This is a genomic window from Streptomyces sp. NPDC037301, assembly GCF_055602785.1.
The window spans coordinates 1-24,114 of record NZ_JBVJWD010000076.1 but is presented as its reverse complement, the minus strand read 5'-3'; the positions used below and the strand labels follow the sequence as shown (position 1 = coordinate 24,114).

Sequence of the window (24,114 nt, the reverse complement as noted above, 5' to 3'; positions counted from 1 at the left end):
CCCTCCCCTTCCCCCCCCCCCCCCCCCCCCCCCCCCCCCCCCCCCCCCCCCCCCCCCCCCACCCCCCCCCCGCCCCCCCCCCCCCCCCCCCCCCCCCCCCCCGGGCCGGGCTGTCACTGCCGTGCGGGACTCAGGCGTCCGGAGCGGCCTGCTCCGTGCCGTCCGTCTTCTCCTCGGCCGGCGTCAGGCCGAGACGCTCCTGCAGCCACTTGTCGAACTCGATCGAGGCGCGCACCCAGCTGACCGTCGACGAGACGAAGTGCTCCAGGCTGACGCCCGTACCGATGAGCATCTGCGCCTCACCGATCAGACGGACCGAGACCTCGGTCTCCTCGGAGCCCTCCTCGGGCTCGTGGGTGTGCGTGTAGACCTTGGGCCACAGGGTGCGGCGGTTCCAGTCGTCGATCGCGTCGAGGAGGACCGGACGCTGGTCCGCGGCGTGCGGGCGGTCGTAGAACGTACGGACCGAGAAGACCTGCTGCTCGTCCTCGCCGCGGAACATGAAGTACGTGCGGAAGTCCTCCCACGGCGCCGCGAGGTCGCCCTCGTCGTCGACGACGTACTTCAGCTCCATCTGCTCCAGGAGCTGCTTGACGAGGTCCTGGTCAGGGACAACGGGGCCCTCGGGTCCTGCCGCCTGCGGTTCGGGCTGGCCCCCGAAATTAGGAATCGAGGAAGGATCGATAGACATCGCTGGGTACTCCTGTGGATCGCACGTGGTTTCCTTCCGTCGACCCTAGCCGCGTTTGACGGCCAGTAGTTCTACGCCCTCCGGGGAATCGTCCCCGCGTCAGCTTCCCGCGCCCGCGACCAGGCGACGGCGACAGGGATCGCACACAACACTCCGAGGAGTCCGGACGCACCGATGGTGTTCGCCGACGACCCGGACAGCTCCGCTGCCAGGCCACCCGTGGCGACACCGATCCCCTGCATGGCGATCAGCCCCGACCTGGCGAGCCCCAGCGCCTGGCCACGCTGGCCGGCCGGGGTCAGGAGTACGAAGGTGGCTCCGGCGGTTATCTGATAGGCGGAGCACAACCCCGACGCCATCAACACGAGCACGGCCACGCCTATGCCGGGACCGAGCCAGTAGATGAGCAGCGGCAGATTCGCGCCGACCGCCAGCGGCCCGAGCAGGCGGCGCCGCCACTCGTCCCCGACCTGAGCCCGCCCCAGGAGAGCTGCGCCCAGCACCATTCCCGCCGGATGCGCGGCGAGCAGGAGTCCCACCGAGGCGGCGTCCCCGCCGACCTCGTCCGCGAAGGGGGCGGCCAGCCCCTCCGGCAGGACGACGAACCCCGCGAGCCACCCCAGCGCGACCAGCGATCGCAGCCTGCGATCCGACCAGATCAGTGCGGCCGCACTCCCGACCTGAGCGCCGAGCCGCGTCTTCCGCGCGTCGGCACCCGCCGCGGGACGGGCCCTTACGCCGAACCTGACCAGGGTCGCCGAGAGAAGGAAAGTCACCGCGTTCACACCCAGGGAGAGGTGACTGCCCAGCCATACGACCAGCACACCCCCACCGGCGAAACCGACCAGCTGTCCGGCCTGGTGAGTGATCAGCATGACTCGCTGGCCCCGCTCGTATCTCTGCTCGCCGAGCACGGTCGGCAGCAGTGCGCCCTGCGCAGCGCCGAAGGGTGCCTCGGCCAGCTGCGCCAGCACCAGCAGCCCGGCCAGCAGCGGCAACGGCGTCCCGGGCAGGGCCATCAGCGCGACCAGCACCGCCCGCACCAGGTCGCATCCGATCATGACCGTACGCCGGGGGAAACGGTCCGCCAGGCCGGACAGGAGCACCCCGGACAGCAGAGCGGGCAAAGTGGTCAGCGCATACGTTGCCGCGGTCCATCCGGGCGAGTCGGTGCGTTCGAACACCAGCAACGACAGGGCCACGCGCGCCAACTGGTCGCCCAGGATCGACTGGGCATAAGCAGCCCAAAGAGTACGAAATTCGCCAAGGTGAAAGAGATTGTCAGATCTGGGCTTTTCAGGCCCCGGACTTATCTCATCGCCCGTCTGCTCGTTCATGCGCGCACGCTACCGGCTGCCGAATTCGGTCTCTAATCCTCCTTGTGAGCAGGTCACGAAAGGCGGCCCGAGGTGTCCTGATTATTCGCGCGACCCCGGGCGGACGCTGCGGGCGCCCAAACAGGTGCCCCTTGTCAGGGGCGGGCGGTGCAGCCTGGGGCGGAGCAGGGCAGCGGGTCCCACCCCTCGACGCGGAGCGAACCATTTGGCTCAATACCGACGTTGGACACCGGATCACCGATGCCGGCGATCAATTTCCCGTTCTCCGGAAATCACCGCAATTATTCTTCAATTGCACTGCGGCGCAGACGACGGGTCCCCAGCCGGGACGCGTGGTCTTCCGGCTGGGGACATGACGTCGGACAGGTCGTACGCCGTCTGCGGGGTCTACAAGGCCTTCCCCGAGGTCGCGGGGCCGACGAGCAGGCCGTCCCCGACCCGGTCCACCCGGACGGTGTCCCCGTCCTTGACCTCGCCCGCGAGGATCTCCTTCGCGAGCCGGTCACCGATCGCCGTCTGGATGAGGCGGCGCAGCGGCCGTGCTCCGTAGGCCGGGTCGTTGCCCTCCTCGGCCAGCCAGGCCAGGGCCTGAGGCGTGACGTCCAGGGTGAGCCTGCGCTCGGCCAGACGCCCCGCGAGCCGGTCGATCTGAAGCTTCGCGATGTGCGAGAGCTCGTCGCCGGACAGGGCGGAGAAGACCACCAGGTCGTCGAGCCGGTTGAGGAACTCCGGCTTGAACGAGGCCCGTACGACCTCCAGGACCTGTTCCTTCTTCATTTCGGGCTCGGTCAGCGGGTCCATCAGGAACTGGCTGCCGAGGTTGGAGGTCAGGATCAGGATGGTGTTGCGGAAGTCCACCGTCCGGCCCTGTCCGTCGGTGAGCCGGCCGTCGTCGAGGACCTGGAGCAGGATGTCGAAGACCTCGGGGTGGGCCTTCTCGACCTCGTCCAGCAGGACGACGCTGTACGGGCGGCGGCGGATCGCCTCCGTGAGCTGGCCGCCCTCCTCGTAACCGACGTAGCCGGGCGGGGCGCCGACGAGACGCGCCACGCTGTGCTTCTCGCCGTACTCGCTCATGTCGATGCGGACCATGGCCCGCTCGTCGTCGAACAGGAAGTCGGCGAGCGCCTTCGCGAGCTCCGTCTTGCCGACACCGGTCGGGCCGAGGAAGAGGAACGAGCCGGTGGGCCGGTCGGGGTCGGCGATTCCGGCGCGGGTACGGCGTACCGCGTCCGACACCGCCCGTACGGCCTCGGTCTGCCCGATGAGGCGCTTGCCGAGCTCGTCCTCCATGCGGAGCAGCTTCTGGGTCTCGCCCTCCAGCAGGCGGCCGGCCGGGATGCCGGTCCACGAGCCGACGACGTCGGCGATGTCGTCCGGGCCGACCTCCTCCTTCACCATCGTGTCCTTGGCGGCCTCCTGCTCGGCCTCGGACGCCTCCGCCAGCTCCCGCTCCAGGCCGGGGATCTCCCCGTACAGCAGCTTGGAAGCGGTGTCGAAGTCGCCGTCGCGCTGGGCGCGTTCGGCCTGGCCGTGCAGTTCGTCGAGGCGTTCCTTCAGTTCACCGACGCGGTTGAGGCCCTGCTTCTCCTTCTCCCAGCGGGCATTGAGGCCACGCAGCTCCTCCTCCTTGTCGGCGAGGTCGCGGCGGAGCTTCTCCAGGCGCTGCCTGGAGCCGGGGTCGGTCTCGTTCTTGAGGGCCAGCTCCTCCATGTGGAGACGGTCGACGGCGCGCTGGAGTTCGTCGATCTCGACGGGCGAGGAGTCGATCTCCATGCGCAGCCGGGACGCCGACTCGTCGACCAGGTCGATGGCCTTGTCGGGGAGGAAACGGGAGGTGATGTAGCGGTCGGACAGGGTCGCGGCGGCCACCAGCGCGGAGTCCGCGATGGAGACCTTGTGGTGGGCCTCGTAACGGCCCTTGAGTCCGCGCAGGATCGCGATGGTGTCCTCGACGCTCGGCTCCGCCACCAGCACCTGCTGGAAGCGGCGTTCCAGGGCGGGGTCCTTCTCGATGCGCTCGCGGTACTCGTCGAGCGTCGTCGCGCCGACCATGCGGAGCTCGCCACGGGCCAGCATCGGCTTGAGCATGTTGCCCGCGTCCATGGCGGAGTCGCCGCCGGCGCCCGCGCCGACGACGGTGTGCAGCTCGTCGATGAAGGTGATGATCTGCCCGTCGCTCTCCTTGATCTCGGAGAGGACGGTCTTCAGCCGTTCCTCGAACTCGCCGCGGTACTTGGCGCCCGCGACCATCGCGCCGAGGTCGAGCGATACGAGCCGCTTGTTCCGCAGGGACTCGGGGACGTCGCCCTTGACGATGCGCTGGGCGAGCCCCTCGACGACGGCGGTCTTGCCGACGCCGGGCTCGCCGATGAGTACGGGGTTGTTCTTCGTGCGCCTCGACAGGACCTGGACGACACGCCGGATCTCCTGGTCACGTCCGATGACCGGGTCGAGCTTGCCTTCCCTGGCGGCTGCCGTGAAGTCCGTACCGAACTTCTCCAGGGCCTTGTACTGACCCTCCGGGTCGGGTGTGGTCACCCGGCGCCCTCCCCTGCTCTTCTCGAACGCGTCCAGCAGCCTCTTCGCACTGGCCCCCTGAGCGCTCAGGATCTCACCGGCGCGGCCGCCCTCGGCGGCGATCCCGATCAGCAGGTGCTCGGTGGAGATGTAGTCGTCGCCGAGCTCCTTCGCGCGCTGTGCGGCGTCCGCGATGACGGCGAGCAGCTCGCGGTTGGGCTGCGGAGGGGCGACGGTCGACCCGGTGACGCTGGGCTCCGCGCCCAGGAGCCGCTCCGTCTCGGTGCGTACGGCGATCTGGTCGGCCTCGACGGCGGCGAGCAGGTCGATGATGTTCTCGTTGTCCTCGCCCGCGAGCAGCGCGAGCAGCAGATGCCCGGGGGTCAGATCGGGGTGTCCGTCCTTCACGGCCCTGCTGGTGGCCGCATTGATGGCGTCCCGGCTCTTGTTGGTCAGCTCGGCGTCCACGTGCGCTCTCTCCTCCTTGCGGTGACTGGTCTCTCCACAACACTGACTCAGTTAACGTGCACAAAGTTGAGTCTATTCCACTCAATCCTGATTCGGGACCGATCCACGGGCTCCAGTTCTCCTGTTGCGATGCTCCGAGTGAACCGGCCGGAGTGGACCTCCGCCACCGCAGGGGCGGTCGTGGTTCCGTGCTCCCTACCCTGTTCCCCATGGCAGTCGACGTGACGAATCCCGGTCCCGAGTACCTCGCGTTCTGGCGCGAGTACCACCTGTGCACCCTGACCACACCCCGCCCCGACGGCACGCCGCACGTGGTGCCGGTGGGCGTGACGTACGACCCCGGGGCCGGGCTCGCCCGCGTCATCACCAACAAGGCCAGCCAGAAGGTCACCAACATCCTGGCCGCGGGCCCGGACGGCGCCCGGGTCGCGGTCTGCCAGGTCGACCGGGGCCGCTGGGCAACACTGGAGGGCCGCGCCACGGTGCGCACCGAGGCAGACGTGATCGCCGACGCGGTAAGCCGCTACGCGGAACGCTACGAACGCACGCCGGCGCCCAACCCGGACCGCGTCGTCATCGAGATCGCCCTGGACCGGGCGCTCGGCAGGGCGTGAGGGAAACCGCGGGCTCCCCGCGGCTTCCCGGGGCAGCACAACGGCGCCATCGTGTTCAGGTCACGATGGCGCCGTTGTGTGGGGGAGTGACTGAGCGACATGTAACGACGGGGGATCGCTCAGGCACTGCGGGGGGTGGCGGAAATAGTCTCTGGCTCGAACAGCTGGTGGTCCCGCCGGTCGAGGTTGACGAAAATCATGTCGTACCGAATCGCGCAGCGAACGGGCTGCGGGGCTCCACGCGGCTTGCGGAGGCACCGGTAGGCACGTACTTCGTCGTCTTCTTCACGTGCGACAACGATGGGGTCGCCGAACAGAGTGACCATCAGCGAGTCGCCACAGCGGGGGATGGCAGTGACGAGATCGATGAAATGCCAGCCTGATCGGTAGGCCGTGGCCATTTCCCGCCGGAAGGTCCGGTCGTCCGGCGGGATGGTCATGCGCCCTGATGAGTCGGTTCGGACCAGGCGATGTCACCGGGCTCGGCTGCCGCGTCGACGCTCCATGCGATGTCGCCCGGCGCCGACGCCTGGATGGACCACGCGATGTCACCCGGCACCGACGCCTGAGTGGACCAGGCAATGTCATCCGGCACCGACGCCTGGACGGACCACGCGATGTCACCCGGCACCGACGCCTGAGTGGACCACGCGATGTCACCCGGCACCGACGCCTGAGTGGACCAGGCAATGTCACCCGGCGAGGATGCTGCCTCGCTGCTCCAGGCGATGTCGCTGCCGCTCAGTACCCCGAGCCCCAGGGCCGCGACGAACGAGGCGGCAAGCGCCGAGCGAAGCATTCGCTTATACATAGTCGGCTTCGTCCTCACTTGTGGATTCTTCTCCCCCGCACCTAAGACGATGTCTCACCTGGGCACACGAACACCACCGAGTCGATGCATCATGTTCCTGCATGTTCAGGAACCTGGGGGGTGGAGAATATGGTCATAAGCGATACAAAGCCGACACATTCTCATGGGATCACCGAACTATGCGAAGCGGGAGTCCGTCTCTACGCCAGCGCTTTGCGCTCGGGACGTATCGCCCGAAGCGAGGTGGAACCGGCGCCCTGCCTCATGGACTTCGCCCTGCTGCACCCCGACCCCGACGACCCCGACTGGCTGCGGCCCGTCCCACCGTCCGCCGCTCTGGCGAAGCGCCTGCACCCCATAGAACGCGAGATCCAGGAGCGCCGACGGCATTCGGTCCTGCTTGCCGAGTCCTTCGAGCCGTTCATGGACATCAGCGCACAGGACCCGCCGACCACCCACGCGATCACCGTGCTGGAGGGCGTCAACCGGATCAACGCGGCACTCGATCTTGCCACGGCGGAGTGCCGCTCCGAAGTCCTCACCGTCCAGCCCGGCGGCGGCCGAAGCGAAGACCGCCTCAGCGAAGCCCTGGAAAGGGGCCTCTCCGTGGTGGACCGCGGTGTCAGCATTCGCACTCTCTATCAGCACACGGTGCGTCACAGCCCGGGCACCCTGGCCTACGCCGAGCGGATGGCCGACGACAACGTGGAGATCCGGACGCTTGAGGAGCTCATAGAGCGACTCATCATCTTCGACCGCACGGTCGCGTTCATACCCGCCCAGGACGACCGCCAAGTCGCCCTGGAACTGCGCCACCCTGGGCTGGTCGAGTATCTCGTCAAGGTTTTCGAGCAGCTCTGGACCCGTGCGGCTCCACTCCTGGAAGAGGTCAAGTACGACCCGGCCCCCATGGGAATCAGTGGCGTCCAGCGCTCCATCGCCCAACTCCTCGTAGAGGGACATGTCGACGACTCGATCGCCCGGCGACTCGGCATGAATGTCCGCACCTGCCGCGCGCATGTCGCCAAGCTGTCCGCCGTCCTCGGCAGCAACAGTCGGGCGCAACTCGGCTACCTGATAGCCCGGTCGGGGATTCTTGAACAGGATCCGTGCTGAACGGGCCGCAATCGCAATACGGGGAGAGCGACCGCGGCCCCGCGCCGGTGTGTGCATGAACCGGACATGACGAGCAGACCCTCAACGCGTCCAGCAGCACTCAACTCGGTTTCCTCATTGTCCAGTCGGGCATGGCGAAACGCACCGCAACATGAACGGGACACCCGCGCCCGCACCCGGTAGGCGGGTCCATGTCCCCGCCGCCCCGTCCCGCTCAGTCGTCGCCGATGGTCCGCACCGAGGTGAACAGATACACGAACAACGGCAGCAGAAGGCCCGCGACGCTCAACAGCTCTTCCACGGCGTTTGGCCGCGCCCATGAGCAGCGGACGCCGGCCCAGGAACACTCCGACCGTCACCAGGGCGCGGGCCGTCTGGGGAACCGGGGACCAGGCCAGCCTCTGAAGCGCCTCGCTGCCTCCCGTGAGCGTCAGAACGAGGCCGAAGACGCCGACAACGCATGCAACGAGGATGAGAGCCAGCCGCGCGTTTCGTCCCTGCACCCCGCCCGGAAAGGCGTCCCACCGGCCATCCGCGTACATGCTCAGGTCACTGCCGTCGCGGACGTAGCCTCCGAGTTCCGGCTCGGACGACGCCCACAACACGTTGACCGAGGTGCCGCTGCGGGGCCTGTCGAAGGTGTACGCGCCCTTCACGTCGAGCCGCCCGGGACCACCGGGCACGGAGACGACGAGGCGTGAGTAGTAGCCGCGTACGACATTTTCGCTCATGTCCTTCTCCACCGCGCGCGGCCGCTGCACCACGGTGGCCACTCACCTCGGCACCCGCGTCCCGCAGCGCCTCGCGCTTACCGCCTCCCGAACCCGCCACCGTGGTCGCGGCGAACAACGCCCCTGAGGAGAAGGCGACCAGGAACCACACCGCGCCTGTACGCGCCTTGACCCAGCCCTCGGAGGGCGACTCGAGTGAGAGCCCGAGTACGTCGCCCACGCCCCTCCCGGCATCCGCCTTGCGCAGATCGACGCCGGGCCGAACCCGATTCCGCTTCGCCCGCAGCGCCCCCAGCGCGCCGCAACGCACCACCGCACACCCCGCGGCCACCGCCCCCCAATCGCACAAGGAGTGGACCCGGCGCAAGATCGACCCGTCGTCTCAAAGAGCTCGACGGACTCGATGGACTCGATGCGCAACCGGATCGAGGCCCGCCTCGTTTCCCTGCCTGCCGAGGGCGCAGAAAGGGCACTCAACGCCTCCGGGCGGAGCCATCGGCTGACCCATGTCGTGGAATTCCGGCCAACCGGAGCTCGCCCTCTCACCCGTCGTCACCGCGTTCTCTCGACGGACGGCTGCGCGGCCGGTGCGGCATCAGGTCGCGGACAGCCGCGTCGCCTGCCCCCACGATCGGCAGCGGATGCGGCTGCGGCTGCTCACCTTCACCCGGCTGGGCCGGGAACTGAATCAGCCGGCCCTGCTGGACGGAGAAGTCTCCGGTAGATGGGTGGCTCGACGCCTCGGGGCCTTGCGGGTCGGCCGCGCGGGCATGTTCTTCCCAGCCTCTGCGGTACCAGCGCACCTGATCCTCCTCGACCTCCTCATCGGTAAGGATGCGGACGCGATCAATGCCCGCCTCCTGGACCTTGTGGCCGAGTTCGATCAATAGGGCGCCTAACAGCTGCGCCACACGCGCTTCTTCGGCCGGACCACTGCCGCCGTCACCCTCGTTCTCCATTCGCGCACTCCCTCACGCCCCCCCCACAGGGCTGCTGATCCCCTAACTACCTTCCGACAGGAACTGCGTCGCGACTTTCACAAACATCTCCCGCAGCTCAGGGGGCACCCCCATTCTCAGGGCGGCCTCCCCCGGGGTCAGACGCGGGGAGTCCTCCCCGGGCGCCGCCCGGCTCCCGGCAGTGACGGGCAGATCGTCCTCGGACAGCCGCCCGGACCGAATCAGCATGTCCCGCAGCGGCACGCCAAGTACCCCTGCAAGGCGCCGCATTGTTTCAAGATCGGGCATGCTCTGCCGCTGCAGCAACCGGCTCACCGCAGCCCGGTGCACCCCCGCGTCGTCGGCCAGCTTCGACTTGCCACCTCCGCGCGGGCTGTCGATGTCGTACCCCCGGCGGCGCATCAACCCCTCGACCCAGCCGGCAAACTCCTCCAGACCGTCCGCACGGCTGCGGACATCGTCTCCACGGCGGCTCTGGTCATTGCGGGCACCTGCCCACGAGTTTGATCCCATCGTGTCGCTCTCCCCTCGTCGCGGGAACAGCGTACCGATCGCGCGCGCACCCATACGTGTGCGCGCTCGCGCGTAGTTGTGGAGATCCCGTCAATAGGCCTCAATCAGCAAGCACTTGAGACATGTCGGCCCTCCCTCTCGACAGACCGTAGTCGCTTGCGCACGCGCTCGCACCATGCAACTCTGATCACGCATTCGCAATTGTCGAACGTATGTTCCCATGAGCGGGGAGGGCTTGTACGTGCCTGCATCGACGACAACGTTCATAACGACCTTGACCTTGGGTTTCTCTCGCGCGAGCGATGAGCTCGACTGGCGCAGAGCGGCCGCCTGTGCACATCTTCCACAGCGCTCCGTATTCACACGGTCCCTTTCCGAAGCCGAACCTGTATTGCGAGCCTGCAATCACTGCCCGATACAGCAGGAGTGCGAGGCTGTCGTGGACCCCGCCCGCACCTGGTTCGACGGAGTCAGCGGCGGTCGCCTCTGGCGCAACGGCCGCGAGATAGCGAGGGCCGCGTAATGACCGCAGGCAGTGCACTGTGGATCTCCTCGCTGATCCGGCGCTTTCCCGAACTTCTGCAGGAACTCACCCCCAGCACCGGCGGTGGCCTGCGGGAGCGGCGCGGCGGCGGGCAGACCGCCGGGACGGTCGCCCCCATGCGGCTCTACGTGTCGGACGCCATCCGCGACATCACCGACGGAGTGGTGGAGTTGGAGGAAGCCGTACGGGACCGTCTCGGTCTGCGCCGCCTCGCCGCGGCACCCGTGCCCGTACGACTCCGGCGGATCGCCGAACTCCTGGAACAGATCGGTCTCCACCCGGACCTGGCGGCGCATGTGGAGGACGAGACCCGCCGGATGGCGAGGCGTTGCGGCCGGGCCCTCGGGGATCCCGAGCAACTGGTCCGGGTCGCGGGACGGTGCCCCGCCTGCGACTGCGTATCACTGCGGGCGTTTCCGGAGCGGGGGACGGTGATGTGTGTGAACCCTGCCTGCCGTCACACCTTGGAGGAGGCGTCCGCTTCGTGAGCGCGACACTGATCTCGGGGGACCTCGCCGCGATCGAGGTGGAGGTGTCGCCCGCGACCATCCGCAAGTGGGCCCAACTGGGCCACCTCGTGGCGGCAGGACGGCAGGGCAGGCGACTGCTGTACCGGCTGGAGGACGTCTTCGCGGCCGAGCGGGCCGTGCACCGCAGGGAAGGGAGCGGCTGAAAGCACCCGGCAACCAGGGTTCGCAGGGGTCCACCAGGCATTGGTGGACCCCTCTCCTGTTGCCCAAGGACCCTCAACTCCCTTTGTTTTTGGCTGAGTTGCGGGATCCCATACCTTCGATCACACTTGGAGCAGCGGCAGAGCTGCGCCCCTTCACAGGGGCGACGGCCCTGCCGCTTCGTGTTGCCCGGAATCCCACTCCCCTGGGTCGCGACCGGTCACGCACGGACACCCGCCCATCCGCCCCTCCCGAAGGGAGCGTCCATGTGAGCATTCTGAGCTTTCCCGACGTGGAACGGCTCGTCGTCGATTTCCTCAAGGACCGGACCGAACTGGCCGGCACCGTGGTCGACAACCGTCCGCCCACCGGGTTCGACGGCACCCAGAAGGCCGTCCTGGTCTCCCGCGTCGGCGGTGCCTGGGTCGACGACCTCCATCTCGACCAGCCACTGGTCGACCTGGAGGTGTACGGGCCGGACAAGACCACCGCGCACGGTATCGCGCTCGCCGCGCGTGCCTGCGTCCTGGAACTGATCGGCACGGCGTACGGCACGGCCGTCGTCACCGATGTCAAGGAGGCGGACGGGCCTCGCTGTCTGCCCGACTACAACCGACCGGCCGGCAACCGCTATCTCGCCACGGTCCGGCTGTCGGTCCGGCCCGCCTGAGCACAACCGCTCACCCCACCGAACGAGCCCTGTCCATGCGACAGGGCTCAGTCATATCCCACTGATTGAGGAGCACACATGTCAGGTTTCAAGAACAGCGAGGTCCGCATCGCGGGCGCCGGTTCCGTCTGGGTGGCCCCTGCGGGCACCACGGTGACCGACACCCTCGCGGCGTCGATGACAGCCCCGTGGATCAACCTCGGCTTCACGTCCTCCGACGGCGTGAAGTTCAACAAGAAGGACAAGAACGACCCGATCGACACCTGGCAGTCGACGGCACCGGCGCGCTTCATCCTGACCGACCGCGATGTGACGCTGAAGTTCCAGCTGCTCCAGATGAGCAAGGACACGTTCCAGTTCTACATGGGCACGGGCAGCACGTCGCTCGTCACAGCAGGAAGCACGGCCGAGGCCACTGCCAAGAAGCTCGAACTGACCGGTGCCCCGGGCGGCCAGGACCAGCGGGCGATCGCCATCGACTTCAAGGACAACAACGGCACCACCGATCTCCGGTACCGCCTCGTCGTCCCGTACGCGGCCGTGTCCGACGTCGAGGAACTCTCCCTGGCCCGGACCGGCGCCATCAAGCTCGGTGTCACCGTCACCGCGCTGTCCGGCGACAAGCCGAACGACCCGATGGCCACCTGGCTGGTCAGCGACACGGCACTCGCCTGACCGCACCCCCGGTGCCCGGCGTGCGCCTCAGGGAGCACGCCGGGCACCACCCCCCTCCCCATTCACGACCTGGAGCCACACATGGCCGGATTCAACGTCAACGCCGCACGTGCCCAGCGCCTGGAAGCGCTCGGCCGGGCCTGGACCTTCGACCTCGACTCGGACTCGTTCGAGCTGCCGACCGAGCTCTCCCGCACCACCGCCCGCAAGCTCCGCGACCTCGACGACAACGACGTCGACGGCCTGCTCCGACTCCTGCTCGGCGAGCAGCAGTTCACCCGCTTCGAGCGGCATGACGTCACGATGCAGGACGTCGCGGCGATCCTTGAGGCGTACGGCAAGGAGACCGGGCTCGGCCTGGGGGAAGACTGAGCCTCGGCGAGCTCGTCGAAGAGCACGCCGAGGCTCTGGAGGCAGACCTCCTCCGCTACTTCGGTGTCGACCTGCTCGACTGGTATCGCGGCCGGCTCTCCTCCCGCCGGCTCGCGGTGCTCGTCCAGCACGTCCCACGGGACAGCGCCCTCGCCAGGGAACTTCACGGCGAGGCCGCCGACTGGTCGGTGACGGACTATCTGCTGGCCAACGCCGTCGACCATCTCGCACAGGCGAACTGGATGTTTGCCACCGTCAACCGTGACGAGGACTCCGAACCACTGGAGTACCCCGAAGCCTTGTCCCGGCCCGGGACAGAGCCCGGGTCAGAGCCCGGCGCAGAATCCACAGATCCGGTCGCCGGGCCGTCGGACATAGCACCGGACGTCCTCGCGCGATTCTTCCAATAGCCATATGCCGGCACAATGACGAAGTCTCGGTGGAATTCTCCTACTCACTGGATGGCATCTCGTACCGGGCCAACTCCTCCCACATGCCCCGCACCACCGCCCAACCGGGTTCCGATGTCTCCATCGTCTACGCCCCAAACCTGCCGGCAGCAGCGGACCTCGAGGAATGCGTGGAGCCGAGCATACGACTTCATCGAATGTTCCTCATCGCGATATTTCCCATACATTTTCTGATGCTAGCCCTCAACGCCATTGTGATCGCCTCGCTGATCGCCTCGCTGATCGCCTCGCTGATCACCTCGCTGATCTCCTGATCCTCTGCCCCTGACTCCCGTCCGGGGACCGCGTCAACCGACCTCACGTCTCCGTCCCGACCACCGAAATTCCCGCATCGGCGGAGCTCCTCGCGTTCTTCTCCCGACCTCCGCATTTTCCTATTCCGTGTTGCCGCACGAACTTCCGGCACTCCTCTTCCCGGAAGAACAGGAGGCGCTCGGGACTCCGTGCGAATGTCTCATTTTGTTCAATCAGGGTTGACCGGAACGGACGGCCCCCTAGGATCCGAGCCATGAGCAATCTCGAGAAAACGATCCCCTGGCTCTTCTTGGTGCTTCTGGCCGGCGTGGCCCTGTCCTGCATGCGCCGAGTCTGGCGCACATACCGGCTGCTTCGGCACGGCATACGGACAGGCGCCGAGGTGGTCAGGATCCGAAGTGATACCGACGGCGACGGCGATCCTCTCCATTTCCCGGTCCTGACTTTCCACCTGTCGGACGGCACGACGGTCGAGGCGGAATCAAGGACGGGCACCTCTATGAAAAGCATTCTGTCTGAGGGCGACAGGGTCGAAATCTACTATATTTCTTCCCGTCCGACCGAAGTGTTCGTCAAGGGCCACGACAGCGTTGCATCGATTCCATTGTTCGGCGGAGTTGCCCTGGTGCTCATTTTCTACATCACATTGCTGCTGATGGACCAAATTCCCTAACCGGGAGAACCATGAGTCGAAGTCTTGATCAAATAGACGCGGATCTCACACAACTGGACAGCATCGTCAAAGGTCTCAAGACCGCCATCGGCGTTCCGGGGAAAACCGATGTAACCGCCCGGCTAGACAGGCTGGAGATTCGGGCGAGTACCGCCCTGGCCAGGCTCGACAATGTCGACGTTGGCATGGAGAAGATGAACTCCAAGGTGAAGTACGTCCGCTGGCTGGCGCTGGGGCTGGCCCTGTCGGCGCAACTCATCAAAGCTGATATTCAGGCCGTGAAGGTGGATTTCTCCCTCCTGAAACTCGACGAAAAGGGGTGGTCTACCGCACCTTGGGGAAGGAAAATCACCACCTTCATCAAGGATACGGTCAGGACAACAACGGGAAGACAACAGCTGAGGGCGGAACGAGCAAGGGCCGAACAGGCGAAGAGGGAGCAGGAAAAGAAGGCCGTTGATCTGAAGAAAGCATTGGCATCGCTTCCCCAGCGGGTGACCGACAACGAAAAAGCAATCGACAAAATCCGTGACGCACTCAGAAATGCCGCGGACAAGGCTGGTGAGGCACGCAAGAGCAGGACGGGGCTGACCCACAATCACAAGGGAGTTGACGCCAAGTCGCCCGCCCTCGGTCCCGTGACCAAGGATGTGAAGAAACTGCGGGACGCAGTGGACGAACTGGTGTCGACTCTGGGTGGAATTTAACCCCTTCAGAAACGTTAGCCATTCGAATTCTGACACACCTCACCCGTTGCCACTCCCGACGGCCCAGGAGGCACCTCTCCATGTCATTGATTAATAAGTTGCAGAACGCCGGTGGAGCCTTCAGCCGGTTCTCTTCCAAAGCCGGTCAGGCAACCACATCGCTGGAACGCACCAGGACAGGCATCGACCGTCTTGGCGGCGCATTGGGGAAAGCTCAGACGTCCCTCACCAAAACCACCCGCGACTGGGGGCAGTTCAGAACCGCCCTGGTCCGGACCGAAGGGTCGATCACCAAGTCCAAGGGATCGACCGACAAGTTCACGTCCTCCCTCGACAAGCTCAAGTCCTCGGCCGACAAGACCAAGAAGGCCCTCCAGGACGTCAAGAAGCAGGCCGACGCGGTCGAGAAGTCCGTCGGGAAGGCCGGCAAGAACGCTGACAAGGGCGGGAAGTCCATGGGGAGCCTGGGCAAGGGCCTCAAGGGCGCGTCCCTCGCGCAGAAGGGCCTGAACCTGACCATGGCGGCCAGTCCCTTCGGGCTCGTCATGACCCTCCTCGCCCCGCTCATCTCGCAGTTCGTCAACATGGACAAGGTCGCGTCCCTGGTCAGGAAGGGCCTCACCGCCGCCTGGAGCGGCATCCGGAGTGCCTCATCCTCCGCCGCCAAGTTCCTGGGCCCGCTCTTCAAGGGCGTCGTCAACGCCTTCCTGCTCCCCACCCGGATGCTCGTACGCGGCCTCAACGCCCTGATCGGCGGCCTCAACCACGTCAAGTTCAAGGTCCCCGACTGGGTTCCCGTCATCGGCGGCAAGGGCTTCGCGTTCAACCTCCCCCGCATCCCCGTACCGCAGCTCGCTGACGGCGGCATCGTCCAGGCCCGCTCCGGCGGCCGGCTCGCGCTCATCGGGGAAGGCGGCGAGGCCGAAGCCGTCATCCCGCTCTCCAAGCTGGAACGCATGCTCGGCCACCACCCCGGCGGCGGCGCCGCCCTCCACCGGCTCGCCCAGGCCGTCGAAAGGCTCGCCGAGCGGCCCGTCCACATCGAGGTGGACTCGCAGACCATCGCCCGCGCGGTCCTCGTCGGACAGCGCAAGCTCGCCCGGAGGTGAGGCACTCGTGGCCAGAAATCTGTGGATAGGCAAGCCGGGACTGCTGCGGGAAATCCCGCAGGCGGCCCGGAGCTGGGATCGCAGTACCGAACTCAACGTCACCGAGTTCAAGTCGCTGGACGGACAGATCACCGCGATCGCGCCCGCCCGTACCGCGCGCAGGCTGAAGTTCTCCTGGGAGTGGCTGGAGCCCGCCGACGCCGATCATCTGGTGCGGCTCGCGCGGCGCGTGAACGGCCCGGGAATGCTGGGCCGCAATGTGTACGCGGGGCGGACCGTCGCCGTGCTCGATCCCGCCTCCGTCAATCTGCTCGATCCCTATCAGGCCGCCGCTCAGAGCACCCACCCCAGCGGCGCCGATCACTGGTTCACCGTGCAAGGGGCGATCACCATCAGCCCGTTCACCGACGATGTCGTGCTGGGGAGCTGCGAGGACGCCGCCACCCGGATCGGCTGGCGGCACAGTGTCTGGCCGGGCTGGCCCGTGATGCCCGGCATGAAGGTCTCCTGGCTGCTCCCGCCCGACTGGGTCGCCGGGCTGTCCACGGCCCAGCTGGACTGGAAGGACGTGGACGGGGGATACCTCGCGAGCGAATCCGCGTCCGGCACGACCGTCACAGGTACGGCCCCCGAGCGTGCCGCCTTCGTCACCCCGGTCGGCGGCCCCGGCGCCACCGGAATGACCGGACTGGCCGGCGCCTGCCTGACCATCGGTGAGGCACCCGTGGCGCTGGCACTCGGCGAGGGCTGCCCGGCCATGGCGGTGACCGGCTGTACCGACGTCCCTTCACCCCGTCTCCCGTACCGGAACATCGGCATCGACCTCGTGGAGGTGGCAGGTGCAGCCCTCTGACGACCGGCTCGACGCAGCTCTCGCCGCGCCGGAACGTACCCCTGTCCACTCCACCCGCCTCGGCGGCAAGGAGTTCGGGGAGCAGGTCCAGTCCTGGAAGGTGGAGCGCGCGTACACCACCGACCTCCCGGAAGCCATGCGGGCCTTCAGCGGCAGCGCGTCGGCACAGTTCGAGGCCCAGATCGCCGGCCGGGACGGCGAAGCCGCCCCGCGCCTGTACTCGGCATGGGCCGACCGCTCGACCGGTGACGCCGTGCGCCCCAGCCAGTCCGTCGTCCACGCCGCCGGCGTCAACGGCCGTACGCTGCCCGCATTCCGGGGCACCGTCCGCTCCCGTTCCGCGATGTCGGGCAGCGATACCGTCACCGTTCAGGCCCTGGACGGCGCGGAGCGCCTGCGCGGACCGGCTTCGCTGCCACGTCCGTACCACGGTGTCCTGACCGGCCGGCGCATCGCCTCGGAGGTCTGGTGCGTGGACGAGCTGTTGCGCCAGGGCGGCATTCACACCTGTCCACCGCCCCGGGCGCCGCTGGCGGACAGCCTCGACACCGACCCTTTCACCGTGCTGTACGCCTCCCTGCACGGCGGGGTCAACGCAACGTACGGACAGCCCGAGAGCGTCCCGTTGATCGGCGACTACGACTGGGTCCGCGATGGCGCCCCCTTCGAGATGGCGCTGATGCCGAAGGCGGCCGGGCTCACGGCCTCCTGGATGCCGCGTTCCCGGTTCACCGTCCCGGGCAAGGTCTTCCTGATGGAGTGCTGGGTGAACACCGCCCTGGCCAGAGGCAGCAGGATCGAGATCAAGGCGGTGCTCGACCGCAGCGGTGGCGCCTTCGGCTATCTGAGCGGAGTCGTCGACATCGCAGCCGGAACCATCAGGATCACCTCCGGTACGCAGGGTGGCACCTACTGGTATTTCGAGTGGACGTCCAGCAAGCTGGCCGCGCTGCGGGGAAAGTGGCACCTCGGTTTCGTCTTCGACACCAGGGCATCGGGAGCCACCGCGCTGCCGACCGTACAGCCGCGCCTGACGGGTCCGGACGGCTCGTACTTCACCGGGTCCGCCGCCACGTACTCCGATCCGTCGGGCGCCCAGCCGCGCTCCGAGCTCTACCGCATCGACCTGACCACCGACATGGCGGTGGAATGTCTCCAGGTGACCGACCGGGTCTGGGCGGACGCAGTCACCTTCCCCCGCGACGTGTGGGATCAGAAGGGTGCGTGGGTCAAGGGCGCGGTGCTCGACGATCCCGGGCTGCCGCTCTACAACATGCCCAAGGTGTCGGGATCGCAGTGGGACGTGATCACCGAGATCGCCCGCGCGAGCATGTCCACCGCCGAATTCGACGAACAGGGTGTCTTCCAGTGGCGGGGTCCCGCCCGCTTCGGCAAGGTGCCCACCCAGCCCGATCTCACGGTCACCACCCGCAGGGACATCTCCTCGCTCACCGTCAGCGAGGAGATCGACGCCTGCCGCAACCACTGCGAGCAGCCGTACCAGGACTGGGGCGGCATCAGCAGCGTCGCGGGGAGCACGGTCGACGACACGGTGGTACGGAAGATCGACCCCGGCACTTCGGTGGAGGTCTCCTACGCCGTCGCCGAGGACGAGTTCGACATCGGGCCACTCGTGGTACTCGACGACTCGGTGGTGAGCGACTGGCACCGGGTGCGCTTCGGCACCCTGGCGACCGGTGGCACAGCGGTCAAGGGAGTCGTCACGGTCAGCTGCCGCCGCGAAGGTCCGACATACATCGCGCGCTTCACCAACACCGGTACCGCGCCCGTGTGGACGGTCACCAAGGACGGTAAGCCGTCGGTACGCATCACCTCGCAGAAGGCGACCGCCGAGCCGAAACAGCGCCAGGCGGCTTGGTGGAGTCCGCCGAGCCAGCAGTACTACGGCAGACAGCAGTACACGGCCGGCGTCTCCGAATGGGTGCAGAACGGCGGTACCGCGAGCGCTCTGGCACTGACCATGCTCAATGCCGGCCGCTATCCGGTACCCGTTCTCGGCGAGGTCGAGGTGCTGCACGATCCGCGCGTTCAACTCGGAGACGCGGTACGGGTGGTGGACACCACGGGCGCGCAACTCGACACCCTGGCATGGGTGGTGGGCACACGCACCACGTTCACCTCCGGAAGTGTGCCGCAGCAGACCCTCACCCTGCGCGGCACCTCGTACAACGGAGTCCCTCTGGACACCGGGCTGAATCCCGACGGGGCACTCGATCCGGCATACGGCACACAGCGTACGTACTCCGTGGTCACCGCCCAGTACGGGACGCTCGCCGACCTCCGTGCCGGCGAGGCCGACTACCGGGCCCTGCTCCGTGCGCCGGTGGGTGCGGTATGAGCGAGCAGCCCACCGAACCGCCCGTGGAGTCCGGCGGCGGTCAGGTCCCGGCCGACGGCACGGCGCCCGTGCCGATCGACAGCCCCGCCGCACGTGCGGGTGACGAGTCCACCGGGACGGCATTCCTGCCGCCGTCCCTCGACGGCTAGAGCTCTCCACGCGGCCCTGACCAGTGTTGCCGACCACCAGGAGGTCAACCTCATGTCCCTGCTCACCCCCCTCGGGGGTCTGCCTTACCCGCAGGCCACCGACACAGCCAACGTCCCACTCCACATGCAGTCCCTGGCCGAGGCGGTCGACGGCCGCACCGTGCTGCGTTTCGCCGATGCCGCCACCCGTGACTCCAAGGTGACCGCGCCGGTCGCGGGCATGCTGGCCTGGCTCACGAGCCCCGGCCGGCTCTTCCACTACACCGGAACCCAGTGGCACCCGGTCGTGCCCGGCCCTGTCCACAAGGCCAACTCGACGACGGGGACCACCGCTTCCGCCACCTATGTGGAAACGCTGGCGGCCTCGACCGGCGACCCCACCGCTGTCACGTTCACCGCTCCCCCCTCCGGTTCCGTTCTCGTCCAGCTCGGGGCGCGCATCAGCAGCAACGGCGCGGCGTCCGGTCTGATGTCGGCCAACATTCGTACCGGCACCACGCTGACCCTGGCCGCGGCCGATACACGGGCGGCGATCGTCAGCGGTACGAACCAGAGTTCCGCCTCCACCCAGTTCCAGGTCAGCGGGCTCGCGGCCGGTGCCGTCTGCACCGCGACCGCCGCCTACAAGTCGTCCACCACCGCGAACACCGCGACGTTCGTCTACCGCTTCCTGACAGTGACCCCACTGACCTGACCCGGCCCGCGCCGGCCTGACGCGAGGAGCCCGCCCGTGGCCGCACCCCTCTCCCCCGCCGCCCTCGTCCGCGCCCTGCGCAGCGAGGGCGTCCGCACCGCCGTGCACGGCGACTGGCAGACCCACAACCGCAACCACAAGGGCCCCTGGGGCCCGGTGCACGGCGTCATGCTGCACCACACCGCAGGCCGTGACAGCCTCGCACTCTGCCGCGCCGGCACACCGGACCTCCCCGGTCCGCTCTGCATCGGCCTGCTCGCCAAGGACGGGACCGTCCTCCTCGTCGGATACGGACGTACCAACCACGCGGGCAGTGGCTCGGCAGCCGTCCTTGAAGCCGTACGCACCGAAGCGGCTCTGCCCACCCCCGGCCCGGACGCCGTGGACGGGAATGCCCGCTTCTACGGCTTCGAGATCGAGAACCTCGGCAACGGCCGTGACCCCTACCCCGCCGCTCAGCTCGACGCCGCCGAACGCCTGGCCGCCGCACTGTGCCGGGCCCACGGCTGGTCGGCAAGGAGCGTGATCGCGCACAAGGAGTGGACCCGGCGCAAGATCGACCCGTCGTTCTCGATGACCTCGATGCGCAACCGGATCGCGGCCCGCCTCGGTTCGCTGCCTGCCGAGCCCGCCCCTCCCCTCTGCGAAACCTTCCCGGGCGCCGCCTTCTTCGCACCGGGCAGGAACAGCCCGCTGGTGACCGCGGTCGGCAGGCGGCTGGTCGCCGAGGGGTGCGGACGGTACGCGGTCGGGCCCGGACCGGTGTGGGGCGAGGCCGACCGGCGCTCGTACGCTGCCTGGCAGCGCAGGCTCGGCTACAGCGGCGGCTCGGCCGACGGCATCCCGGGACGCGCCAGCTGGGACCGACTGCGCGTCCCCCGTATGTGAGGAGACCCGCGATGACGCAGTCCGAGGCCGAGAGCATCGCTCTGGAACTGGAGCGGCTGCACCGCTCCGTCGACGTCGGATTCGCCACTACCCGGGGCGACTTGGCACTGCTGCTGCAACGCGTCGACCAGACCGACAAAGCACTCGGGGAGCACGAGGAGCGCCTCGACGCGCTTGAGCGGGCCCGCTGGCCGCTGCCTTCGCTGGCCGCGGTGACCTCGTGCGCCGCGCTGGCTCTCACGCTCTGGCAGTCCTCGGGGAAGTGACCTCCCTGGACGCAGGGGAGATTGCCCTCCCCTGCAAAGAAAGGACGTAGAAAGGTCAGGGCCCGTCCCCCCTGCGCTTCGCGGGAGACGGGCCCTTCCTCGTACGTACGGTGCGGGTATGCCGGACCCGCTCAGCCCTTCGGCCGCTTCGGCCGCCAGACCACCAACGCGCTGGTCTGCTGCACATCCTGATACGGCACCAGATCGCGCCGGTACGAGGCATGCACCTGGGCCTCGCGCTGCTGCATCGCCGCCGCCGCGCCGTCCACGGCCGCCGAGAGTTCGGCGACGCGCTGCTGGAGGGCGGCGACCTGGTTCTCCAGTTCGATGATGCGCTTGATGCCGGCGAGGTTGATGCCCTCGTCCTGCGACAGCTGCTGCACGGTGCGCAGCAGCTCGATGTCGCGGGCCGAGTAGCGCCTGCCGCGCCCGGCCGTACGGTCGGGGGAGACCAGGCCGAGGCGGTCGTACTGCCGCAGTGTCTGCGGATGCAGGCCCGAGAGCTGGGCCGCGATCGAGATCACGTACACCGGTGATTCATCGGTCAGTTCGTACGGATTGCGTCGTCGGCCGTCCACCTCAAGCTCCCTTCGCAGCCTGGAACAGCTCCGCCCGCGGGTCGTGGCCCGTGGTCGCCTTCCGGTAGGCCTCCAGCGCGTCCCTGGCCTCGGTGCTGAGGTCCCTGGGCACCGTCACCTCGACGGTGACCAGCAGGTCGCCCCGGGTGCCGTCCTTGCGTACAGCGCCCTTGCCGCGGGCGCGCATCGTGCGCCCGTTGGGGGTGCCGGCCGGCAGTTTCAGGGTGACCGGCGGACCGCCGAGCGTGGGCACCTTCACCTCGCCGCCGAGCGCCGCCTCCGTGAAGTCGACGGGCACGGTGACCGTGAGGTTGTCGCCCCTGCGGCCGAAGACCGGGTGGGCGTCGACATGGACCACGACGTAGAGATCGCCGGCCGGTCCACCGCGCTCGCCCGGGCCGCCCTTGCCGCGCAGCCGGATCCGCTGGCTGTCCGAGACGCCCGCCGGAATCCTGACCTGCATGGTCCGGGAGGACTTCGCCCGTCCGCTGCCCTTGCAGACATCGCAGGGGTCCTGGGCGATGAGGCCCCGGCCCTTGCAGTCCACGCAGGGGTCGGTGAGCGAGAAGCCGCCGCCGGTGCCGCGCGACACCTGGCCGGTGCCGAGACAGGTCGGGCAGACCCTGGGGGTGCCGTTCTTGTCACCGGTGCCGGAACACGCCTTGCAGGGCGCCTGGCTGGACATCCGCAACGGGACCGTGGCCCCTTCGACCGCCTCGATGAAGCTGAGCGTCACCTCGGACTCGATGTCCTGGCCGCGGCGCGGCTGCACCCGCGTCCCCGTACCGCCCCGGTTGAACAGGCCGCCGAAGACATCGCCCAGGCCGCCGCCGCCGAAACCACCGGCTCCGCCGCCCGCGCCCCCGCCCTGGGTGCCTCCGAAGAGGTCGCCCAGGTCGAAGTTGAAGTTGCCCCCGGCGCCTCCGGGTCCGGCCCTGAAGCCGCCGTTACCGAAGAGGGCGCGCGCCTCGTCGTACTCCTTGCGCTTCTTGCTGTCGCCGAGGATGTCGTTCGCCTCGGAGATCTCCTTGAAGCGCTCCTCCGCCTTGTCGTCGCCCTTGTTGGCGTCCGGGTGGAACTCGCGGGCGAGCTTCCGGTACGCCTTCTTGATCTCGGCGTCGGTGGCGTCCTTGGGGACGCCGAGGACCTTGTAGTAGTCCTTCTCGACGAAGTCCTTCGTGCTCATCGACGTCCCTCCTTCCGGACGATCGGCCATGCGGCCGGCCCGTTGGCCGGTCGCATGGCCGGGCGGTGGGCCGCGAGGTGGTCAGACGGGATGTCAGACCTCCTCGGTGCCACCGCTCTCCTCGTCGGTTGCCTTCTCTTCCTTGGCTGCCGCACCCGGCTGGGGTTCGGCCACCGCCACCCGTGCGGGGCGGATGGTGCGCTCGCCGATCCGATACCCCGGCTGCAGGATCGCCACGCAGGTCGTCTCGGTGACATCCGGCGCGTACGAGTGCATCAGGGCTTCGTGAATCGTCGGGTCGAAGGGCTCGCCCTCCTTGCCGAACTGCTGCAGGCCCAGCTTGGCGACGACCGTCTCCAGTGATTCGGCCACCGACTTGAACCCGCCCACGAGCTCGCCGTGCTCACGGGCCCGGCCGACGTCGTCGAGCACGGGCAGGAGCTCGGACAGGAGACCCGCGACTGCGATCTCCTTGACCGTGGCCCGGTCCCGCTCGACGCGGCGACGGTAGTTCTGGTACTCGGCCTGGAGCCGCTGGAGGTCGCCCGTGCGCTCGTTGAGCGCGGTGCGGACCTGGTCCAGCTGGGCCGTCAGACCGACTGTCTGTACTGCGTCCCCGGCCGGGGACGCCTCCTCCTCGGCAGAGGAGGGGACGTCCTTCGGCTCAGCTCCGTCAGGGGTGGCGCCGGAGGGGACGTCGGGCTTCTCCTCGAAACCCGGAGTCTCCTCGGTCACACCGCACCGCCCTTCGCGTCCTTCTCGTCGTCCACGATCTCGGCGTCGACGACGTCGTCGTCGGCCTTGGCCTGCTGGGCGCCCGGCTGCGGGTCACCCTGCGGACCGCCCTCGGTCTGGGCGTTGGCGTACATCGCCTGGCCCAGCTTCTGGGAGACGGCCGCGACCTTCTCGGTGGCGGTACGGATCTCGGCGGTGTCCTCGCCCTTGAGCTTCTCCTTCAGCTCGGTGAGCGCGGTCTCCACCTCCGTCTTCACATCACCGGGAACCTTGTCCTCGTTGTCCTTGAGGAACTTCTCCGTCTGGTAGACGAGCTGCTCGCCCTGGTTGCGGGACTCGGCGGCCTCGCGACGGCGGTGGTCCTCCTCCGCGTACTGCTCGGCCTCCTCACGCATCCGGTTGACCTCGTCCTTCGGCAGCGAGGAGCCACCGGTGACGGTCATCTTCTGCTCCTTGCCGGTGCCGAGGTCCTTGGCGGCGACGTGCATGATGCCGTTCGC

The 24,114-nt window shown here is 68.1% G+C and carries 30 protein-coding genes; 19 read left to right on the top strand and 11 right to left on the bottom strand.

Translation table 11 applies throughout. The features are described 5' to 3' along the window. Positions 1-130: 130 nt before the first annotated feature. From ACZ7IB_RS45465 to clpB, 3 genes are all read right to left on the bottom strand, one after another. Positions 131-691, bottom strand: a complete 561-nt coding sequence (locus ACZ7IB_RS45465; RefSeq protein WP_383862085.1) for a type III secretion system chaperone family protein — start codon at positions 689-691, stop codon at positions 131-133. 71 nt (positions 692-762) lie between these two features. After that, the gene (locus ACZ7IB_RS45460) at positions 763-2,028 is read right to left on the bottom strand and encodes an MFS transporter (RefSeq protein WP_470920980.1); all 1,266 of its coding nucleotides are present in this window, start codon (positions 2,026-2,028) and stop codon (positions 763-765) included. 387 nt (positions 2,029-2,415) lie between these two features. Continuing rightward, positions 2,416-5,016 (bottom strand): ATP-dependent chaperone ClpB, encoded by a 2,601-nt coding sequence (gene clpB / locus ACZ7IB_RS45455; RefSeq protein ID WP_470920979.1) that lies wholly within the window; start codon positions 5,014-5,016, stop codon positions 2,416-2,418. Positions 5,017-5,225: 209 nt separating this feature from the next. Between clpB and ACZ7IB_RS45450 the strand changes: the two genes are divergently transcribed. Next, positions 5,226-5,630: a pyridoxamine 5'-phosphate oxidase family protein gene (locus tag ACZ7IB_RS45450; protein ID WP_470920978.1), complete on the top strand. Its 405-nt coding sequence runs from the start codon at positions 5,226-5,228 to the stop codon at positions 5,628-5,630. Positions 5,631-5,749: 119 nt separating this feature from the next. Here the strand turns inward: ACZ7IB_RS45450 and ACZ7IB_RS45445 are convergent, their stop codons facing one another. Further along, positions 5,750-6,070, bottom strand: a complete 321-nt coding sequence (locus ACZ7IB_RS45445; RefSeq protein WP_093899390.1) for a Rieske (2Fe-2S) protein — start codon at positions 6,068-6,070, stop codon at positions 5,750-5,752. Then, the gene (locus ACZ7IB_RS45440; protein ID WP_470920976.1) at positions 6,067-6,441 is read right to left on the bottom strand and encodes a 5'-nucleotidase; all 375 of its coding nucleotides are present in this window, start codon (positions 6,439-6,441) and stop codon (positions 6,067-6,069) included. Before ACZ7IB_RS45440 ends, ACZ7IB_RS45445 begins: the two co-directional genes overlap by 4 nt. Positions 6,442-6,705: 264 nt before the next feature. Here ACZ7IB_RS45440 and ACZ7IB_RS45435 point away from each other — a divergent pair, with 264 nt between their 5' ends. Both ACZ7IB_RS45435 and ACZ7IB_RS45430 read left to right on the top strand, forming a co-directional pair. After that, entirely contained in the window at positions 6,706-7,557 is an 852-nt protein-coding gene (locus ACZ7IB_RS45435) for a helix-turn-helix transcriptional regulator (protein WP_470920974.1), read from the top strand. A 729-nt stretch (positions 7,558-8,286) separates the two neighbouring features. Then, entirely contained in the window at positions 8,287-8,415 is a 129-nt protein-coding gene (locus ACZ7IB_RS45430) for a hypothetical protein (protein WP_470920973.1), read from the top strand. A gap of 415 nt (positions 8,416-8,830) precedes the next feature. Here the strand turns inward: ACZ7IB_RS45430 and ACZ7IB_RS45425 are convergent, their stop codons facing one another. Both ACZ7IB_RS45425 and ACZ7IB_RS45420 read right to left on the bottom strand, forming a co-directional pair. Beyond that, the gene (locus tag ACZ7IB_RS45425) at positions 8,831-9,247 is read right to left on the bottom strand and encodes a hypothetical protein (protein ID WP_470920971.1); all 417 of its coding nucleotides are present in this window, start codon (positions 9,245-9,247) and stop codon (positions 8,831-8,833) included. 42 nt (positions 9,248-9,289) lie between these two features. After that, a complete protein-coding gene (locus ACZ7IB_RS45420; protein ID WP_470920982.1) occupies positions 9,290-9,649 on the bottom strand; it encodes a helix-turn-helix domain-containing protein in 360 nt (119 codons plus the stop codon). 633 nt (positions 9,650-10,282) lie between these two features. On the opposite strand from ACZ7IB_RS45420, the gene ACZ7IB_RS45415 reads away from it, so the two are divergent. The 16 genes from ACZ7IB_RS45415 (at position 10,283) to ACZ7IB_RS45340 (ending at position 21,115) form a co-directional block, all read left to right on the top strand. Continuing rightward, positions 10,283-10,792, top strand: a complete 510-nt coding sequence (locus ACZ7IB_RS45415; RefSeq protein WP_470920969.1) for a hypothetical protein — start codon at positions 10,283-10,285, stop codon at positions 10,790-10,792. Beyond that, positions 10,789-10,977, top strand: coding sequence for a hypothetical protein (locus ACZ7IB_RS45410; protein WP_470920967.1), 189 nt, complete (start codon positions 10,789-10,791; stop codon positions 10,975-10,977). Before ACZ7IB_RS45415 ends, ACZ7IB_RS45410 begins: the two co-directional genes overlap by 4 nt. Before the next feature lie 266 nt (positions 10,978-11,243). Beyond that, positions 11,244-11,645 (top strand): hypothetical protein, encoded by a 402-nt coding sequence (locus ACZ7IB_RS45405; RefSeq protein ID WP_470920966.1) that lies wholly within the window; start codon positions 11,244-11,246, stop codon positions 11,643-11,645. 78 nt (positions 11,646-11,723) lie between these two features. Then, positions 11,724-12,320, top strand: a complete 597-nt coding sequence (locus ACZ7IB_RS45400) for a phage tail tube protein (RefSeq protein WP_470920965.1) — start codon at positions 11,724-11,726, stop codon at positions 12,318-12,320. 81 nt (positions 12,321-12,401) lie between these two features. Then, positions 12,402-12,692, top strand: a complete 291-nt coding sequence (locus tag ACZ7IB_RS45395) for a hypothetical protein (protein WP_383077032.1) — start codon at positions 12,402-12,404, stop codon at positions 12,690-12,692. Positions 12,693-12,808: 116 nt separating this feature from the next. Continuing rightward, a complete protein-coding gene (locus tag ACZ7IB_RS45390) occupies positions 12,809-13,102 on the top strand; it encodes a hypothetical protein (protein WP_470920964.1) in 294 nt (97 codons plus the stop codon). Between the two features lie 29 nt (positions 13,103-13,131). Further along, complete coding sequence (locus tag ACZ7IB_RS45385; RefSeq protein WP_470920963.1) at positions 13,132-13,416, top strand: hypothetical protein; 285 nt, start codon at positions 13,132-13,134, stop codon at positions 13,414-13,416. Between the two features lie 254 nt (positions 13,417-13,670). Beyond that, positions 13,671-14,090 (top strand): DUF3592 domain-containing protein, encoded by a 420-nt coding sequence (locus tag ACZ7IB_RS45380; RefSeq protein WP_470920962.1) that lies wholly within the window; start codon positions 13,671-13,673, stop codon positions 14,088-14,090. Between the two features lie 11 nt (positions 14,091-14,101). Further along, positions 14,102-14,797 carry a hypothetical protein gene (locus ACZ7IB_RS45375; RefSeq protein ID WP_470920961.1) on the top strand — a complete coding sequence of 232 codons (696 nt, stop codon included), beginning with the start codon at positions 14,102-14,104 and terminating at the stop codon, positions 14,795-14,797. An 80-nt stretch (positions 14,798-14,877) separates the two neighbouring features. Then, complete coding sequence (locus ACZ7IB_RS45370; protein ID WP_470920960.1) at positions 14,878-15,906, top strand: hypothetical protein; 1,029 nt, start codon at positions 14,878-14,880, stop codon at positions 15,904-15,906. Positions 15,907-15,913: 7 nt separating this feature from the next. Beyond that, a complete protein-coding gene (locus ACZ7IB_RS45365; RefSeq protein ID WP_470920959.1) occupies positions 15,914-16,759 on the top strand; it encodes a hypothetical protein in 846 nt (281 codons plus the stop codon). Continuing rightward, positions 16,746-19,118, top strand: a complete 2,373-nt coding sequence (locus ACZ7IB_RS45360; protein WP_470920958.1) for a hypothetical protein — start codon at positions 16,746-16,748, stop codon at positions 19,116-19,118. The genes ACZ7IB_RS45365 and ACZ7IB_RS45360 overlap by 14 nt, the downstream gene beginning before the upstream one ends. Further along, positions 19,115-19,267, top strand: a complete 153-nt coding sequence (locus ACZ7IB_RS45355) for a hypothetical protein (protein ID WP_402005241.1) — start codon at positions 19,115-19,117, stop codon at positions 19,265-19,267. Before ACZ7IB_RS45360 ends, ACZ7IB_RS45355 begins: the two co-directional genes overlap by 4 nt. A gap of 52 nt (positions 19,268-19,319) precedes the next feature. After that, positions 19,320-19,961, top strand: a complete 642-nt coding sequence (locus ACZ7IB_RS45350; RefSeq protein WP_470920956.1) for a hypothetical protein — start codon at positions 19,320-19,322, stop codon at positions 19,959-19,961. Between the two features lie 36 nt (positions 19,962-19,997). Beyond that, positions 19,998-20,849, top strand: coding sequence for a peptidoglycan-binding protein (locus ACZ7IB_RS45345; RefSeq protein WP_470920954.1), 852 nt, complete (start codon positions 19,998-20,000; stop codon positions 20,847-20,849). Positions 20,850-20,860: 11 nt separating this feature from the next. Then, complete coding sequence (locus ACZ7IB_RS45340) at positions 20,861-21,115, top strand: hypothetical protein (RefSeq protein WP_470920952.1); 255 nt, start codon at positions 20,861-20,863, stop codon at positions 21,113-21,115. A gap of 131 nt (positions 21,116-21,246) precedes the next feature. Here ACZ7IB_RS45340 and ACZ7IB_RS45335 read toward each other — a convergent pair whose 3' ends face one another. The 4 genes from ACZ7IB_RS45335 to ACZ7IB_RS45320 all read right to left on the bottom strand — a co-directional run. Continuing rightward, the gene (locus ACZ7IB_RS45335; protein WP_114245337.1) at positions 21,247-21,693 is read right to left on the bottom strand and encodes a heat shock protein transcriptional repressor HspR; all 447 of its coding nucleotides are present in this window, start codon (positions 21,691-21,693) and stop codon (positions 21,247-21,249) included. 1 nt (position 21,694) lies between these two features. Further along, the gene (gene dnaJ, locus ACZ7IB_RS45330) at positions 21,695-22,879 is read right to left on the bottom strand and encodes a molecular chaperone DnaJ (RefSeq protein WP_470920950.1); all 1,185 of its coding nucleotides are present in this window, start codon (positions 22,877-22,879) and stop codon (positions 21,695-21,697) included. Positions 22,880-22,972: 93 nt separating this feature from the next. Then, the gene (gene grpE, locus ACZ7IB_RS45325) at positions 22,973-23,614 is read right to left on the bottom strand and encodes a nucleotide exchange factor GrpE (protein ID WP_470920948.1); all 642 of its coding nucleotides are present in this window, start codon (positions 23,612-23,614) and stop codon (positions 22,973-22,975) included. Beyond that, positions 23,611-24,114: Hsp70 family protein (locus ACZ7IB_RS45320; RefSeq protein ID WP_470920947.1), on the bottom strand; the 504-nt coding region annotated here is incomplete at its 5' end. The genes ACZ7IB_RS45320 and grpE, both read right to left, overlap by 4 nt.